Source organism: Shimia aestuarii, from assembly GCF_900114635.1.
In the GTDB taxonomy this organism is placed as follows: Bacteria; Pseudomonadota; Alphaproteobacteria; order Rhodobacterales; family Rhodobacteraceae; genus Shimia; species Shimia aestuarii.
In genome coordinates this window covers 191,924-206,988 of the sequence record NZ_FOTQ01000003.1, presented here as the reverse complement: position 1 = coordinate 206,988, position 15,065 = coordinate 191,924, and the positions used below count along the sequence as shown (strand labels likewise).

Below are 15,065 nucleotides of genomic sequence, written 5' to 3'. Positions count from 1 at the left end.
TTCCGATCAGGTGATCTGTACTTTGCGATCCAGCCAGGCAACGCCACGGCCGACCACGTAGATGATGATCATGTAGAGAACCCCCGCGAGCAGGAACATTTCGAAGGGCTTGTAGGTCGACCCGATATAGCGCTGCGCGGTGTAGGTCAGCTCGACCACCGCAATCGCCGCCACCAGCGCAGTGGCCTTGATCAGCATATTCAGGTTCACACCCAGCGGACGCACCATCAGGCGCGCGGCCTGCGGCAAGATCACCTTGTAAGTGGCCTGCCAGCTGCTCAGCCCCAACGTGCGGGCAGCCTCGCGTTGTCCCTTGTCGATGGCGATGATCGCGCCGCGGATCGTCTCGGTCATATAGGCGCCAGCATTTATGCCCAGGCCGATCACGCCGGCCTCGAACGCGTCCAGCTGAATGCCAATCTGGGGTCCGCCAAAGTAGAGAATGAAGAGTTGGATCAGCGCGGGCGTGCCGCGAAACAGGCTGACATAAGCTGCACCGAGGAACCGGAGAACCGCAAATCGCGAGAGACGGGCAGCGGCCCCAAGCGTGCCGCAGATCAAGCCCAGAATCGCTGTCAGAACAGACAGCAGAATGGTGACCCACGCGGCCTCCAGAAAGAAGGGATAGACCTTCAACATCAGATCAATGTCCATGAGTCACTCCTTTTGGGTATCCGACCCGAAATCGTCCGGACGGCGCAAAGGCTGTCTCGGCACGTTTTGCGTAAAGTATCGGATAACTTTGGCGCCCGTGGATGGGGCAGTAAAGGATCATCGGTCCCTTAACCGTCGCCACGATGAAGATCCCCGCCGCCGTTGGGCGACGGGGAGATGTGTCTTAGCGAATGTCTGCGCCAATCCATTTTTCGGCAATGGTCAGATAAGTGCCATCATCCATCATGGATTGCAGCGCAGCCTGCATTTCTGCGGCCAGTTTCGGGTTGCCTTCGCGAATGGCGATACCCGCGCCAAACGGTTCGGTAGTCGGGTCGCCGAACATCTCGAACTCCTGCCCTTTCTCGGTCATGGCCAGAATGGCCGCGATCGAGTCGTTGACAATGGCGTCCACACGGCCGTTTTCCAGTTCCAGCAGCAGCTCGGGCAGACCTTTGTAGGTGTTGATGTCATAGCCCTTTTCGCGCGCCCAATCTTCGTGGGTTTCGCCCAGGGTCAGGCCGACTTTCTTGCCTTCCAGATCCTCGAGGCTCGAAATGCCCGAGCCCGGCTTGCTGAAAATGGCACGTTTGTCCGAGTAATAGGGACCAACAAAATCAACCACTTCATCGCGCTCTGCGGTGATGGTCATCGATCCGACGATGGCGTCATATTTGTTGGCCAGCAGGCCGCCAATAATGCCGTCCCACGCGGTGGTTACGATTTCCACTTCCATGCCCATGCGCTTGGCAATCTCAGTGCCAATGGCCGGGTCAAAACCAACAACTTCGTTCTGATCGTTCACGAAGTTGAACGGAGGATATGCGCCGGACATCGCAATGCGGATCACGCCCTTTTCTTTCAGCGCGTCGAGCTCTTCTGCGACTGCGGTATTCAAGCCAAACACCGCAAGGCCAGCGGCGGCAATTGCGGATTTCAAGATGGTACGGCGAAAAGTCATTAATGTCTCCCTGTGAGAATCATGCCGGGGTGTTTCCCGATCAATGCCTGCGGGCGGACCCGCTTGCGAAAAAACTTGCATAACTCAGCAATATTGCGCAAACAGATAATAACTACATTCAATATAGATTTCATCTATGAGCCTTCCGCAGCAGCAACGCTTTCCCTGGAACCTGGACTGGAACCTTCTGCGCACCTTCATGGTTGTGGTCGAACAGGGCGGCATATCCAAAGCCGCCGACTTTCTGGGTCTCAAGCAGCCCACCGTTTCTGCAGCCCTAAAACGCCTTGAGCAATCGACAGGCAAGCAGCTTGTTATTCGCAAGCCCAACGAGTTTACCATCACGCGACCCGGACAGGCGCTTTACACCGAATGCGCCAATATCTTCGGCACCATCTCTCAGCTTCCCTCCTTGCTGGATGTCGACCGCGCCGAACTCAGGGGGCATCTGTCGATCGCCATCACGAGCTCCGTAATTTCCGAGCATTTCGACGCGATCCTGAGCAATTTCTCCAAGATTCATCCACATGTCACCTATTCTTTCTCAGTCCACGAAAGTGAAGATGTGGAAACGATGGTGAACCAGAACCGGGCCAGCTTCGGAATTTGCCTACTTTCCAAACTGCCCAGAAATCTGGACTCTGTAATCCTTTATCGAGAGTTTTTCGGCCTTTACTGCGGGGCGCGCCATCCATTGTTCAACGCCAAGGAAATCAATCCCAAAGATCTACAAGGGGAACCCTTCGTCGCCTTCCAGACTGAGGCCGAGGGCGGACCGCTGCATGCCATTTCACGGCTTCGCGCACGCTTGGGTTTGGCCACCAGCTGGCGTGGCGTGTCCTCAAGCCTTAATGAAATCCGTCGTCTGATCATGGCGAATGTCGGAATTGGCGCCCTGCCCCTTCACGTTGCAAAACTGGACGTTCTGGCCGGAAATATCCGGCAGTTGCCGCCCTATGACGAGCTGCCCATGGTGAACATCTACCTTATCACCAACCCGGCACGCCGCCAGTCAGATGCCGAGGCCGAGTTCCTGTCGGTATGCAATGCCGAGCTGAACGCCATTGATATCAAAGAACGCACCTATGGCCTAGACTGACTAAAAAAGCTTGAGATTGCCGCTACGTTTGGAGTGCCACAAGGCGAGTTCAAGTTGCTGCCCTGCTTCATCGAGGGTTTGAAAATGCGCAGCAATCTGGAATGACGGGCCGCCGTACAGCGACGGACAACTACGAAAGTTGTGGGCACTGGGCCTTGCTTACCAACGCCAATGTCGTCAATCGGCGCTTCGCAACTGTCTGCGAAAGGTGCAGCATCGGTCAGAATGGGCTCGTTTCAGCCATTGGTTGTGCTCTGCACCGAAGTCCGCTGAGCGGGACGAAGCGGACAGTGACGAGGGGTCCAAAAAAGGCGCCTCTAGCTGTTCGAAAGCGTCAGGCTCCAGGCCTCAGTTTATCCGAAATCCAGCGATACTCTGGCGGCAACACCGGAAGCTTGGTTGTCATCATCGGTTCCGATGAAAGCTTGCGGGCCGCTGTTAGACAGACTTCGGCCTGCTTATCCATCTGGATTTCGTTCAGGGCCATCGCACGGAGTTTCAGGTGTCCCGCTTCGTTCGGGCGCAGATCAGAAGCTGCGGCAGCATCGTGGGCGGCTCCTTCGAAGTCTCCCCCACAGAACCTGGCCACACCTCGCATGAACAGTCGGTAAGGCTGAAGCGGGTTCTGAGCGCCACGCTCGATTAACCGGGAAAAGGCGGTATCGGCACCCTCGAAATCGGACTCCCGAAGGAGGATCTGCCCTCTTAGTTCGTAGTTCTCGAGATACGCCGGATTGATTTCCGCACTTCGCTTCAGATCCGCGCGGGCGCCTGGAACGTCATCATCAACGACGAGCCGGAAGTATGCACGCGTCCAGAACACATAATCGCTCTGCGGGGACTGGATTACCGCGGTGTTCAGATCATCAGAATAGATTTCACGTAGCTGCGCGGGCAGGTCTTCATAGCGCGCTCCATGCAGCATGATCTGAGCTTCGACCCGCATGCAGAGCGATACTGCGTCGTGCGGATTGAGCGAAATCGCCCGTTCCATCAGTGCGAGACCGTACGACCAACTCTCCATTGTGACCTTGTAGTATTCGTTGGCTGCCCGTGCCCTGAGTTCCGAGACACTCAAGTCCTCGAGAGGGATATCGACCAGACGATCCCCGTCGAATGCATTGGTCTGCAGACGCAGGTCACCCTCCGCCAGTTCGAGGACTTCGTCACAGAAGGCAAAGATATCCTCTGTTGGCGCTTCGTATGTTTGCGACCAGACGGGCCGGGCATCTGCCCGTGAGGTCATGGTTACAGTGAACCGGCCTCTTCCCCCTGCTATGCGCAACCGTCCGCGCAAGTCATAAGTCGCCTTTTCCACGTTTTTGTCGGAAGCGTCGAATATCAACACGCCCTTGCGACGCGAGACACGAACGATCAACTGGTCGCGCAAGTCGCCGGCCACAGCAGCAGTTTCAGAATCGATCGGGGCGAATTCGAAAGCCTGCACTGCGATTGATGGAACATCGTCCAGTTTCCGTTTCAGACCGGGAGCCGGGCGCCACTGATAAAGCCTGACCGGCTGCGAAATGTTCTTCAGGTTGAACGTGCCTGCGTCGCTAAGAAGCTTGGCGCGGTCGTTGGACAATTGCCGAAACAGATCTTCCGACACCATCACGCCTCCCGGCGGCGCTTCGGTCTGGATACGCTGAGTGATATTCACACCGGCGCCGTAGAAATCATCTTCATCTTCGACGATTTCGCCCAGGTGACAACCGATCCTCAGCTTCAGTTTCCGATGATCGTAGAGGTTGGTCTGCACCTGAATAGCGCTGTCCAGAGCCGCGCTTATAGAGGAAAACGCGATGATCCAGCCATCTCCCATACGTTTGAGAATTTCGCCACCGAAATCAGAAAGGACGGGCTCTAGCTGCTTGTTCTTCAGTTCACGAACCGCCTCGATCGCAGCGTCTTGATCGGCGCTCATCATTCGCGAGTATCCGACCATATCGACGAACATCAATGTCGTGATCCGCGAACGCATCCTGTTCCTCCGCTGCCTAGCCTAGCAAGAAAAGTCGGATCGGCAAACGGACAACATGTGGGGACCGTTTCTTCAGACAGCTGCCCCTTATTTGAGCAGCGGCTACGCCTGCATTGCGGACGAAGCGGCCTTTCGCCAAGTCACAGAAGGCGGATAACAAATATGCGCTGCAGCTTAAGGCTTCGTGCTATTCTGACGTGGAACTGAGGGAGCCAGGGATGACCAGAGGCCTGCTTTTCGCCACGTATGTGGCTGTTATATCCGCGGGATCAGTCTTTGCGGGCGGTGATTGCCGACATCTCTGCGACGCAAAATTCTACACCACCGCAACAGTTGCAGACGTAAGAGAAATACTGGATGGCGGAGCCGACGTTAACGCGCGGGACGATGTTGGAAAGACTGCTCTGCATTGGGTCGCACTGGCGTCGCCGAGCGTGGTTGTGGCACTGCTCGCGGCTGGCGCTGATGTAAACGCACGGGATCAATTGGAACGGACGCCTCTGCATTTTGTGGCAGCGGCAGGATCCGTCGAAAACATCAAGCTGCTCATAGATGCTGGAGCTGACGTAAACGCCAAGACTGCCAATGACTGGACCCCAATCCACGGTGCTGCGAAGTTTGGTTCCGAGGAGCAAGTCATGGCTTTGCTTGAGGCAGGAGCAGATGCGTCCGTCAAAACCGAGATGGGTGAAACTGTGTTCGACTTTGGCTCCAGCAACAAAAAGCTGGCCGACACTGAAGTCCTAAAGAAGTTGGAAGATCAAGAATGACAGAGGACTGAACGGCGTGTCTTCGTTATTTAATCGCTGCGCCGCAGCTCGCTTTCCCGGAAGCTGTCGTTTGAGCATTGCTAAAACGGCCGGATCGAAACCGGCCGTTCGTCGCCCTGCAGTTTGATGTCCGACATTGCGGGACGAAACGGACATTTGGTACCACATCTGGTACTGTTCCTATCGATGCCTCTGAGAAGCGAGATTTCATGCCCAAAATACTACTTCATCATGTTTCCTATCCCGTCAGGGATATTGAGGAGTCAGCTGCCTTCTACGAAAGTCTTTTCAACCTAGAACGCCTTGACCGCCCACCATTTTCGATACCCGGAGTTTGGTTGGCATGTCACGATCGCCAAATTCACCTAGTGCTGAACGAAGCTGGAACCTACCGCACCAAATCGTCTCCTGACATTGCTGACGTTCACTTTGCATTCTGCACCGACGACTTCGAAGAAATGGTCGAACGCTTGGAGGCGGCTGGATTTAGGGAGGACTTGCCGGAGGGTGACAGAAAAAGACTACTTATTCTGCGTGAAGGCCTCGCCGGGTTCCCACAACTCTATCTGCTTGATCCCGACCTCAACACTATCGAAGTAAACGCAGCTCCAATGCCAGGAGAACCCTGAAGCGAACTCGCTATCATTACCCCTTTTGCCTTCGAAGCAGACCAAGTCAGGAAAGGGGCATGGGTCGGTTGAGTTAACTTGGAGCGGCCGTCTGCCAGACTTGCGAACGATGCCAGGTGTGGGGGCGTAGCCGCAAATTCCTTTCAGAAATGGCGCAACTCTGTCGATCCGCGTCAATCCAACTCGAACCGTAGGACGCCCGCTGCGGCAAGTTCATCATCGAGTTCCCTTGCCGTCAGAAATTCAAGGGCAGATGCCGCGCTGGCCCGAGAGGTTCGACTAAGGAATATCGACATATCGATATGAGTCCCAAGCTCTTCCGGCAGGATTGCCGCAGGAACCACCCCAGGTGTGGAAATAACCGTGGTCAGCGGAGCGACCGCAAGCTCAACTTGGCCAGCGGCGACGGATGCGACCGGCTCGCCACCACCCATGGCCAGGCTCTTTGGTAAAAGTGCAGTACTCAGATCGAGCCGCCCGATCACATCCAAGTAGGTGCGGCCACTTGTACCTGCACCCGTGTAGGCGATGCTGTCGGCTTCATGAAAAAGGCCTCTGATAGTCTCGACGTCTTTTGTGATTGAGCCTGCGGTTTCCTCTTTTCGGCCAATGGCAAGGGGCACACGTCCAAAAGCTCGGTGACTGGCTGCCTCTGCATTTCCAGTTTCTATGAGCCCCTTAGCGTAAGGGGGATTGGTCAAACCGATGTCATAAGCTTCACCCGCCGAGATGCGCTCAGGTATCGCAGGGTTGAGATCAACCAACTGAGTGACCGATGCACCCGTTGCCGTTTCCAAGCGCGGAACGAGGTTATTCATGATCGCCCGGATCGCCACCGGTACAAAAATGCGCAATTCACTCGGCATAGCAGATGAGGTTTCTGACGGTGTGCTCCAGTATTATCTTTGCATGATCCTTTGCGGCTGAGAACAGGGCAATGCTTGCATAAAAGAGCAGTTCGACTTGGAAACTGAGCAGACGCCGCCCGATTTCGACTGAAAGGCTGCTCTGCGGGACAAACCTACCGACGATTGCTTATTGGGCAACGGCAGCTCTCGGCCCATAGCCGACATCCGACCCCGTTCTTCGCCGCAGCGGCAGCAGCCCGCATTGCCAACATTCGCCGTGAGTGCAAAACCTGATGCGGGTCGCACTCACAGAACGCGGACTTTGTCAGCTTTCACGGAGCGGGCAGCATCTACCAGACTCAGCCCCAGCGTCATCGAGCTATGGATATCATTTCTGCGGCGCGGCTCGACATAGGTGCCACTTTTCCTATGCACAGCATTGTTCAACGGAAGGCAAAGGCCGGGTCGCTGACAAAAACCCAATCGTCATGTGGGACCAATTGGCGGCAAAATCGGTCTAAACCATGGCGAGCTGCCAAGCGGGTGCTTTGCTTGCCTTCGCCTCAGCACCTTTGGCCAAAGTGCTGGTAGATGCCTCACCTCGCGGTATGTGCCGTAATATTAGGCAGCTTTTAGATTACAATGCCATAAATAGGCGTAATTCACGCCTTTGTAGAAGGATGCGCTTTCCGAGCTGTGCTCCTCAATTATGATCGTCGCTAAGAAATTCGGCCTGAGAAAACCCATGGAAAAACCAGAAAGCTTCGATGAGATGTGGGGAGTGAGCGGCGCTCTTCGAGAACCTTATCGTCAATTTAACACTTGGTTCGAAAGCGAGGATCCCGCGCGCCTGCGCAAGAAACAGCGCGACGCGGAGGAACTTTTCCGGCTGACCGGGATCACTTTCAATGTCTATGGCAAGGCCGAGGCCGAAGAGCGCCTTATCCCGTTTGATATCATTCCACGGATCATTTCAGGCAGCGAATGGTTTCGCCTCTCACGCGGGATAGAACAGCGTGTGCGTGCAATCAACGCCTTTCTCTACGATATCTATCACAAGCAGGAAATCGTGAGGGCAGGCCGTATCCCTGAGGAAATGATCAGCCGAAACGAGGCCTTCCTGCCTCACATGATCGGAATGACCCCCCCGGGTGGGGTCTACACACATATCGTCGGGATCGACTTGGTTCGCACAGGCCCGGGCGAGTTCTTCGTGCTTGAAGACAATGCCCGCACGCCTTCGGGCGTCAGCTACATGTTGGAAAATCGCGAGACGATGCTCCAAATGTTCCCTGAACTTTTCAGTCAGAACAGAGTTCAGCCCGTCTCCAACTATCCCACTGATCTGCGTCGTTCTCTTGCCGCGTGCGCGCCGCCGGCGTGTGAAAGCGAGCCTGTGGTCGCCGTGCTGACGCCCGGGATCTACAATTCTGCCTATTTCGAGCATGCCTTCCTGGCCGACAAGATGGGCGTGGAACTGGTCGAGGGGCATGATTTGCGGGTTGTCGATGGCCGCGTCGCCATGCGCACAACGCGCGGCTACAAACCGATCGACGTGCTCTACCGCCGGGTAGATGACGAGTTCCTTGATCCGCTGAACTTCAACCCCGAAAGTGGCCTTGGCGTGCCCGGGATCATGGACGCCTACCGCGCGGGTTGTCTCACCATTGCCAACGCGCCCGGCACCGGCATTGCCGATGACAAGGCAATCTACAGCTACATGCCCGAGATCGTCGAGTTCTACACGGGAGAACGCCCCATCTTGCAAAACGTGCAAACCTGGCGTTGCTCGGAACCCGAGGCGTTGGCCTATGTGCTCGACAATCTAGAAGAATTGGTGGTCAAGGAAGTTCATGGTTCGGGCGGGTATGGGATGCTCATCGGTCCGACTGCCACCAAGACGGATCTTGCGGCGTTCCGCCGAAAGCTCAAGGCGCGGCCCGGTAATTATATCGCCCAGCCCACTTTGGCGCTTTCGACCGTTCCGATCTTTTCACGTGCGGGGCTCAGCCCCAGACATGTTGATCTCAGACCTTTCGTTCTGTGCAGCCCCGGGAAAGTGGAAATCACCCCAGGCGGTCTTACTCGCGTGGCGCTGAAGAAGGGGTCGCTGGTGGTCAATTCCTCGCAAGGGGGTGGCACCAAGGACACCTGGGTTCTGGAGGACTGACACGATGCTGGGCAAAACCGCAAACGGCCTCTTCTGGATGTCACGTTACCTGGAGCGGGCGGAAAACACCGCGCGTCTTATCGAAACCGGACAACGCATTGCGCTGACTAGGTTGAGCAGCGGAGAAGAAGAATGGATACCCGTGCTGCAATCCGCAGGGTCTTTGGGTGGTTTTCACGAGGCCTATGAAACCCCCGGCGCTGAAGCTGCCATAGATTGGATGCTGCGCGGTCGCGACAACCCCTCTTCGATCAAGACCAGCATCTCTTCTGCCCGACAAAACGCCCGTTTGGTACGGACCGCAATCACCGGTGAGGTTTGGGAAGCCGTCAACGCCACCTACATGATGGCAAGTACCCTTTTGGCACGCAAAGTCAGCGAACGTGACCTGCCCTCCGCGCTTGCCGCGATCCGACAGAACACGGCGCTGGTACGGGGCATGATTCACGGAACGATGCTGCGCAATGATATGTATGACTTTCTACGCATTGGTACGTTCCTTGAGCGGGCGGACAACACAGCCCGCATCCTTGATGTGAAATACTACGTGCTCTTGCCGTCGGTCAGCGCCGTTGGCAGCTCGATCGACAACGTGCAGTGGGAAGGCATCCTGCGTTCGGTTTCCGCACGTGGCGGTTTTCGCATGGAATATGGCGCCGAGGGAGGACCGCAGGAAATCGCGCACTTCCTGATCTTCGACAAGCGTATGCCGCGCAGCCTTGCCTTCTGCGTAGCTAAGATCAAGGACAACTTGCGCTATCTGAACGCCGGACAATCGAAACCATCGCAATCCCAGAAACTGGTGACCCATCTTGAAAACACCTATCTTTCGCACGGTATCGAAGAGGTATTCGATTACGGCCTGCACGAGTTCATCGAGAAAATGCTGGAACTGCTCGCAGAGCTCGCGGGCCAAATCCAACTCGACTATCGATTCTATGAGTGAGCCATGCGACTGACCATTCATCACACCACCCGCTACAGCTTTGATCAGCCGGTAACCTTCGGCCTGCAGCAATTACGCAAGACACCGAAAAACACCCCGAACCAACATGTGCTGGAATGGCACACACGCATCAACGGCGGGCGCAAGGAGCTTTCCTTCGAGGATCATCATCACAATACAACCGAGTTGATCAGCTTCGAACCTGGGAGCTCTTCACTCGAACTGATTTCTGAGGGGCGGGTAGAACTGAATGACACCCATGGGGTGGTGGGCCGTCATCGAGGTCCGTCACCGTTGTGGCTTTATGCCCGCGCCACCCCGTTGACGGAGGCGCGCGCGGGGGTCCGCGAACTGGTAAGCGACCTTGATAATCGTGATACCGTTGACATGCTTCACGAGCTGTCGGCCCGTATCCAACGTAAAGTTGCCTATGAAATCGGTGTATCACACGCGGGTTGGAGCGCGGAGGATGCGATCGAAGCGGCCAGCGGCGTTTGTCAGGATCATGCGCATGTCTTCATCGCTGGTGCCCGTAAACTGGGCCTTCCGGCGCGCTATGTCTCGGGCTACCTCATGTTGAATGACCGCACTACGCAAGATGCCATGCATGCTTGGGCCGAGGCCCATGTCGAAGGGTTGGGCTGGGTTGGTTTTGATGTTTCCAATGGTATCTCGCCCGATGCGCGCTATGTACGTGTTGCCACGGGGCTGGACTATCGCGATGCGGCGCCTGTATCTGGAACGCGAATAGGAGGTGCCGGAGAGGTGCTCGACGTTCAAATCGAAGTGGCGCAACAGTGAGGCCTCTATGACGTATTGTGTGGGAATGATGCTCAATGCTGGGCTGGTTTTCATGTCCGACACCCGCACCAATGCCGGGCTGGACAACATTTCGACTTTCAAGAAGATGACCTGCTGGGAAACATCTGGAGAACGGGCGATCACACTCCTGTCTTCGGGGAACCTGGCAACGACGCAGGCCGTGGTCAGCCTTCTCGATGAACGTACTCAAGCACATGACGAGCGCGATCCTTCGATCCTCGGTGCGCCTTCGATGTTTCAGGCAGCGCGGATGGTGGCCGATACACTGCGCGAAGTGATTGCCCAGCATGATGCCGCGGGCCAACAGGCCGACAGCGCATTCGGCGCGACACTGATCCTAGGTGGTCAGATAAAGGGCGGTCCACCGCGGCTCTTCATGATTTACCCCGAAGGAAATTTCGTCGAGGCCAGCACCGATACACCGTTCTTCCAGATTGGCGAAACGAAATACGGGCGTCCCATCCTGGTGAGGGCCTACGATCCCGAAATGTCCTTCGAGGAGGCAATGAAACTCCTGCTGGTAAGCTTTGACTCGACAGTCAAGGCGAACCTTTCCGTGGGTGCTCCGTTTGATTTCCATCTCTATCGAAAGGACGCACTTAGGATTGAAACCGGGGGCCGAATTGAACAGGAAGACTCATATTTTAAGCTTGTCTCGCAAGGGTGGGGGGATGCCCTGAAAAACGCGCTTGATAGCCTGCCCGATTTCTCGTTGGAGCGATAGCCTTCTGGCTTCGTAATCCGGGGAACCTCATCTTTTGCGATTGAACGATCACACAACGGCAGAGTTGACAGTCCTCAACCAAGAATATCAAGCGCCTTCTTCAGCTGCGGGAAGGAGCCAAGATCCAATTGGCAAGGATGGCTTTACGACGGTTGCAAACTTTCTTGCGTTCCCCAACGATGGACGAAATGGGCTCATTCCGGTCATTAGCTGCATCGCTGCCCTATGTCCGTTGAGCGGGACGAAGCCGTCGTTCGTTACAGAGCGGCGTCGGACGACAATGTTTCAAGTATTCTAAAAGCTTTCGACCGCCGCAGGTGTGTTTTGGGACGACCTACTTCGCCTTGTTGCGCCAAGCTTCGATCAACTCGTCAAACCGCGGGTCTTTTCGGGTCAGTTCAAGATCAGGGTCATACAATGCCCAATCCAGCATTCTCACCGGGCGACCGGCCTGAATTGACTGTTCCATGAACTCAATCGCTTTATCGACATTTCCGGCCATCGAAAAAGCGCACGCAAGATTGTATGTCGTTCTTGGATCGGCAGACTTGATTTCTTCGGCGTGCCGAAGCCATGGAAGGGCCTCTTCGACCCGGTTCATGTGAATGTACGCAAACGCACCCACGTAAATGGCAGGCGCGTCAGTCGTATTTAGTTTCAAGCGACGCTCCGCGATTGCGAGCGCCTTTAGGGATATTGACGTAAGCTCTACTTCGAGACCGAGTTTTGACAGGCAATTCATCAGCATCATGTTTGACTGCAGGTCGTCTCCACGCACTTTGGAAGCCTTGGAATAGGCTACCGCGGCTGATTCAAAATCTCTTTGAGTGAGGCTGATTATTCCTAGGTGCCAAAACGCTTCATAGAGCATTGGATCAAGTTCAAGCGCGCGTTCAAGTTCTGCCTTCGCCTCGTCAAAGTCACCCTGCAAGAAATGTGCCAGCCCTAAAGAAGCGTGGGCCTCTGGTAGATCAGGATCTAGTTGTACTGCTTTGCTACTATTACTGATCGCGGCTTCAACAAAGGTCTCATCCGACGAGTAGAATTGGAAGATAGTCGACTCACAGTCCGCCAAACCGCTGAATGCAAGCGCATAATTTGGATCAAGTTCAACCGCATTTTCAAATAGCTGGCGCGCTTTGTACAAATTCTTCCTGTTCATTTCATAAAGTAAGTTGCGCCCCTGCAAACAGAGGTCGTAGGCATCGAAATTCCTTGTGGGTACACGCTCGATCGCCCGCCTTTCCTTCGGCGCAATGGCAACTTTGAGGGCATCAACGATATTGCGGGTCACGTCATCTTGAACCTCAAAAACGTCCAATAGTTCACGGTCGTATCTTTCTGCCCATAAATGACCGCCCGAAGCCCCATCTATGAGCTGCGCAGTAACTCTGACACGGTTGCCAGATCTTCTGACGCTTCCTTCCACCACATACTGTGCACCCAGATCCGCGCTGACTTGCTGAATCTTGATAGCTTGACCTTTGTAGGAGAAAGTTGAATTTCGCGAGATAACGAGAAGCTCAGAGACTTTGGACAAGTCAGTTATTATGTCCTCAGTTATGCCGTCGGAGAAATATTCCTGCTCCAGGTCGCCGCTCATATTTGAAAAGGGCAAAATCGCAATCGATCTTCTTTCTGTCTGGCCCTGCTCTTCAGCGCGTTTTCGCGAATAATCACTTGTTCCAATTTTGCAATGGTAGACGCGTACAGGTTTGGACAGGTTCTTTAGGCGTCGCGTTCCTCCGTTTTCGAATTCGCAGTCAACCTTTCCTGAAACCATGTCGTAGGCTGTTCCCGACAAGCAAACGCTTCCCGGCTTCGCTATCGACTCAAGGCGTGCGGCGATATTCACGCCGTCGCCGTACATATCATCGCCATCCACGATGACATCGCCTAAATTGACGCCAACCCTTAGAACAAGGCCGCCTTCAACTCGGATCAAATGTCGCTGGATTTCGATGGCGCACTTGACCGCATCAACCGCGGAAGCAAATTCGACCAGCGCCCCGTCACCAATTAATTTGAAAATCCTGCCATTATGCTTGCCGACGATGGGATCAAAGACTTCAACACGATGCGTTTTGAGAGACGATAAAGTTCCCGTCTCGTCCTGTTCCATAAGCTTTGAATAGCCAACAATATCTGCCGCCAAAATCGCCGCTAGCCTACGTTCCACCCTTTCCCCCTCTTGCACCAACAAGCCGGAACTCAAACGAACCACGTTACGCGAGAACAAGACCGGCTATGACGATGGCCGATCATACCAACGAACCACCTTAGTTCAACAACGCGTCCTTTTCTTCAAAGCAGTCGCCATCAGTTGAGGCTCCATTGAGCCTCGGCAATGGGATCAAGAGGTGTATTCGAAGCAACGCCGTAATCGCGCGTGATCAACGTCTTTTTGGGCTCGTTTCAGCCATTAGCTACACTTGGGATTGAGGTCTGCCCAGCGGAACGGAGCAGTCCTTGCGTTCAAGGTTCGGCAACTAACCTATTTGGGCTTGAAGCAGATTATCTGCACGGGGTGGGTTCGGCGTTCTTCGATGTTTCGCGCGGCATTTCGCACAATTTGCGGAGCCAATTTGCCTAACAGAATATGAGTGCCAAATACTGGTGCTTCACCTTTCTCGGCAAGTTCGATAGCACGTCCATAGCCCTGCAAATACTTTTCTCCTGTATCGGCGACCTCGATGTCGGCGAAACCTGCCTTTTCCAGCGCGGCAACTGTATCGGCGGGCCGCATCAGGTAGGCGCCGCTTCCGTCTTCTGACCAGGGCACCGGATGATGTGGCTCACCCACTTCGCCCAGCCCATGTTCCGTAAGCGCGAAGAATGCACCAGGCTTCAATACCCGGCAGGCTTCGCCGAAGAAAACGTCTCGATCGGGCACGTTCATTGTGACGTGCTGCGTGTAACCTCCATCGAATGTTTCATCACCATAGGGGAGCTTCTGCCCGTCACCGTGGCGGCATTCCACTGCGCTTTCCATCCCAACGAGCACACTCAGTTTGTTGGCAGCGTCCACGAATGGTGCCGTTATGTCGATACCGTCAACATGGCAGTTGAACCGTTTTACCAGATACCTAGCGGGACCGCCGAGCCCACAGCCGATGTCGACAAGTCGATCACCCTCTTTGATTGGTAACGCATCTGCAAGTTCAACGGTCGCGGGGAACCCTCTCGCATGAAAATGATCCACAGGCGCAAGCTGTTCGACTGTCACGGAGTTGGGGTCGATGCCTGCGAGTTCCATTGTGTCCAAAATTCGGGCATATACGTCTCCCTTGCCCCAGTGATCAGAAATGGCTTTTGCATCAGTCATTTGAGCCCCTCCTATCTTGCCGGTTAAGTTAGCACAGTTTCGAAGCACCCGATATGCGGGTTCATTCCGTCTGCTCCGGGCTCACAGCCGCCATTCCCTGTACTTGCGAGAGCCTGACTGCCCTGAAGGTCAGCTA

13 protein-coding genes are annotated in these 15,065 nt (G+C 55.0%); 7 read left to right on the top strand and 6 right to left on the bottom strand.

What is annotated here, in order from left to right:
• Window positions 1-6 precede the first annotated feature (6 nt).
• On the bottom strand, window positions 7-654 hold the full coding sequence (locus BMZ35_RS10410; RefSeq protein ID WP_093093685.1) for an amino acid ABC transporter permease: 648 nt from the start codon (window positions 652-654) through the stop codon (window positions 7-9).
• 184 nt (window positions 655-838) lie between these two features.
• Window positions 839-1,615, bottom strand: coding sequence for a transporter substrate-binding domain-containing protein (locus tag BMZ35_RS10405; RefSeq protein WP_093093683.1), 777 nt, complete (start codon window positions 1,613-1,615; stop codon window positions 839-841).
• Between the two features lie 136 nt (window positions 1,616-1,751).
• Between BMZ35_RS10405 and BMZ35_RS10400 the strand changes: the two genes are divergently transcribed.
• The gene (locus tag BMZ35_RS10400) at window positions 1,752-2,714 is read left to right on the top strand and encodes a LysR family transcriptional regulator (RefSeq protein WP_093093681.1); all 963 of its coding nucleotides are present in this window, start codon (window positions 1,752-1,754) and stop codon (window positions 2,712-2,714) included.
• 334 nt (window positions 2,715-3,048) lie between these two features.
• Here the strand turns inward: BMZ35_RS10400 and BMZ35_RS10395 are convergent, their stop codons facing one another.
• A complete protein-coding gene (locus tag BMZ35_RS10395) occupies window positions 3,049-4,695 on the bottom strand; it encodes an adenylate/guanylate cyclase domain-containing protein (RefSeq protein ID WP_093093679.1) in 1,647 nt (548 codons plus the stop codon).
• A gap of 218 nt (window positions 4,696-4,913) precedes the next feature.
• On the opposite strand from BMZ35_RS10395, the gene BMZ35_RS10390 reads away from it, so the two are divergent.
• Both BMZ35_RS10390 and BMZ35_RS10385 read left to right on the top strand, forming a co-directional pair.
• Window positions 4,914-5,465 (top strand): ankyrin repeat domain-containing protein, encoded by a 552-nt coding sequence (locus tag BMZ35_RS10390; protein ID WP_131814357.1) that lies wholly within the window; start codon window positions 4,914-4,916, stop codon window positions 5,463-5,465.
• Between the two features lie 209 nt (window positions 5,466-5,674).
• Window positions 5,675-6,094, top strand: a complete 420-nt coding sequence (locus BMZ35_RS10385) for a VOC family protein (RefSeq protein WP_207502951.1) — start codon at window positions 5,675-5,677, stop codon at window positions 6,092-6,094.
• 173 nt (window positions 6,095-6,267) lie between these two features.
• On the opposite strand, the gene BMZ35_RS10380 is transcribed toward BMZ35_RS10385, so the two are convergent.
• The gene (locus BMZ35_RS10380) at window positions 6,268-6,960 is read right to left on the bottom strand and encodes a substrate-binding domain-containing protein (protein WP_093093675.1); all 693 of its coding nucleotides are present in this window, start codon (window positions 6,958-6,960) and stop codon (window positions 6,268-6,270) included.
• Between the two features lie 727 nt (window positions 6,961-7,687).
• Between BMZ35_RS10380 and BMZ35_RS10375 the strand changes: the two genes are divergently transcribed.
• Genes BMZ35_RS10375 through BMZ35_RS10360 form a run of 4 tightly spaced genes read left to right on the top strand, consistent with a single transcriptional unit; the run spans window position 7,688 to window position 11,604 of the window.
• Entirely contained in the window at window positions 7,688-9,112 is a 1,425-nt protein-coding gene (locus BMZ35_RS10375; RefSeq protein ID WP_093093673.1) for a circularly permuted type 2 ATP-grasp protein, read from the top strand.
• Between the two features lie 4 nt (window positions 9,113-9,116).
• Window positions 9,117-10,058: an alpha-E domain-containing protein gene (locus BMZ35_RS10370; RefSeq protein ID WP_093093671.1), complete on the top strand. Its 942-nt coding sequence runs from the start codon at window positions 9,117-9,119 to the stop codon at window positions 10,056-10,058.
• A 3-nt stretch (window positions 10,059-10,061) separates the two neighbouring features.
• On the top strand, window positions 10,062-10,859 hold the full coding sequence (locus BMZ35_RS10365; RefSeq protein WP_093093669.1) for a transglutaminase family protein: 798 nt from the start codon (window positions 10,062-10,064) through the stop codon (window positions 10,857-10,859).
• A gap of 7 nt (window positions 10,860-10,866) precedes the next feature.
• Complete coding sequence (locus BMZ35_RS10360; protein ID WP_093093667.1) at window positions 10,867-11,604, top strand: proteasome-type protease; 738 nt, start codon at window positions 10,867-10,869, stop codon at window positions 11,602-11,604.
• A 334-nt stretch (window positions 11,605-11,938) separates the two neighbouring features.
• On the opposite strand, the gene BMZ35_RS10355 is transcribed toward BMZ35_RS10360, so the two are convergent.
• Together BMZ35_RS10355 and BMZ35_RS10350 are read right to left on the bottom strand one after the other, a co-directional pair.
• Window positions 11,939-13,783: an adenylate/guanylate cyclase domain-containing protein gene (locus tag BMZ35_RS10355; RefSeq protein ID WP_131814356.1), complete on the bottom strand. Its 1,845-nt coding sequence runs from the start codon at window positions 13,781-13,783 to the stop codon at window positions 11,939-11,941.
• Window positions 13,784-14,098: 315 nt separating this feature from the next.
• Window positions 14,099-14,929 carry a class I SAM-dependent methyltransferase gene (locus tag BMZ35_RS10350; RefSeq protein ID WP_093093663.1) on the bottom strand — a complete coding sequence of 277 codons (831 nt, stop codon included), beginning with the start codon at window positions 14,927-14,929 and terminating at the stop codon, window positions 14,099-14,101.
• Window positions 14,930-15,065: the final 136 nt, after the last annotated feature.

Bases quoted from the DNA above. Each gene is read 5' to 3' on its own strand.
- BMZ35_RS10365 (WP_093093669.1), top strand. From the start codon at position 10,062: ATGCGACTGACCATTCATCACACCACCCGCTACAGCTTTGATCAGCCG.
- BMZ35_RS10405 (WP_093093683.1), bottom strand. From the start codon at position 1,615: ATGACTTTTCGCCGTACCATCTTGAAATCCGCAATTGCCGCCGCTGGC.
- BMZ35_RS10400 (WP_093093681.1), top strand. From the start codon at position 1,752: ATGAGCCTTCCGCAGCAGCAACGCTTTCCCTGGAACCTGGACTGGAAC.
- BMZ35_RS10350 (WP_093093663.1), bottom strand. From the start codon at position 14,929: ATGACTGATGCAAAAGCCATTTCTGATCACTGGGGCAAGGGAGACGTA.
- BMZ35_RS10380 (WP_093093675.1), bottom strand. From the start codon at position 6,960: ATGCCGAGTGAATTGCGCATTTTTGTACCGGTGGCGATCCGGGCGATC.
- BMZ35_RS10375 (WP_093093673.1), top strand. From the start codon at position 7,688: ATGGAAAAACCAGAAAGCTTCGATGAGATGTGGGGAGTGAGCGGCGCT.
- BMZ35_RS10360 (WP_093093667.1), top strand. From the start codon at position 10,867: ATGACGTATTGTGTGGGAATGATGCTCAATGCTGGGCTGGTTTTCATG.
- BMZ35_RS10390 (WP_131814357.1), top strand. From the start codon at position 4,914: ATGACCAGAGGCCTGCTTTTCGCCACGTATGTGGCTGTTATATCCGCG.
- BMZ35_RS10385 (WP_207502951.1), top strand. From the start codon at position 5,675: ATGCCCAAAATACTACTTCATCATGTTTCCTATCCCGTCAGGGATATT.
- BMZ35_RS10395 (WP_093093679.1), bottom strand. From the start codon at position 4,695: ATGCGTTCGCGGATCACGACATTGATGTTCGTCGATATGGTCGGATAC.
- BMZ35_RS10370 (WP_093093671.1), top strand. From the start codon at position 9,117: ATGCTGGGCAAAACCGCAAACGGCCTCTTCTGGATGTCACGTTACCTG.
- BMZ35_RS10410 (WP_093093685.1), bottom strand. From the start codon at position 654: ATGGACATTGATCTGATGTTGAAGGTCTATCCCTTCTTTCTGGAGGCC.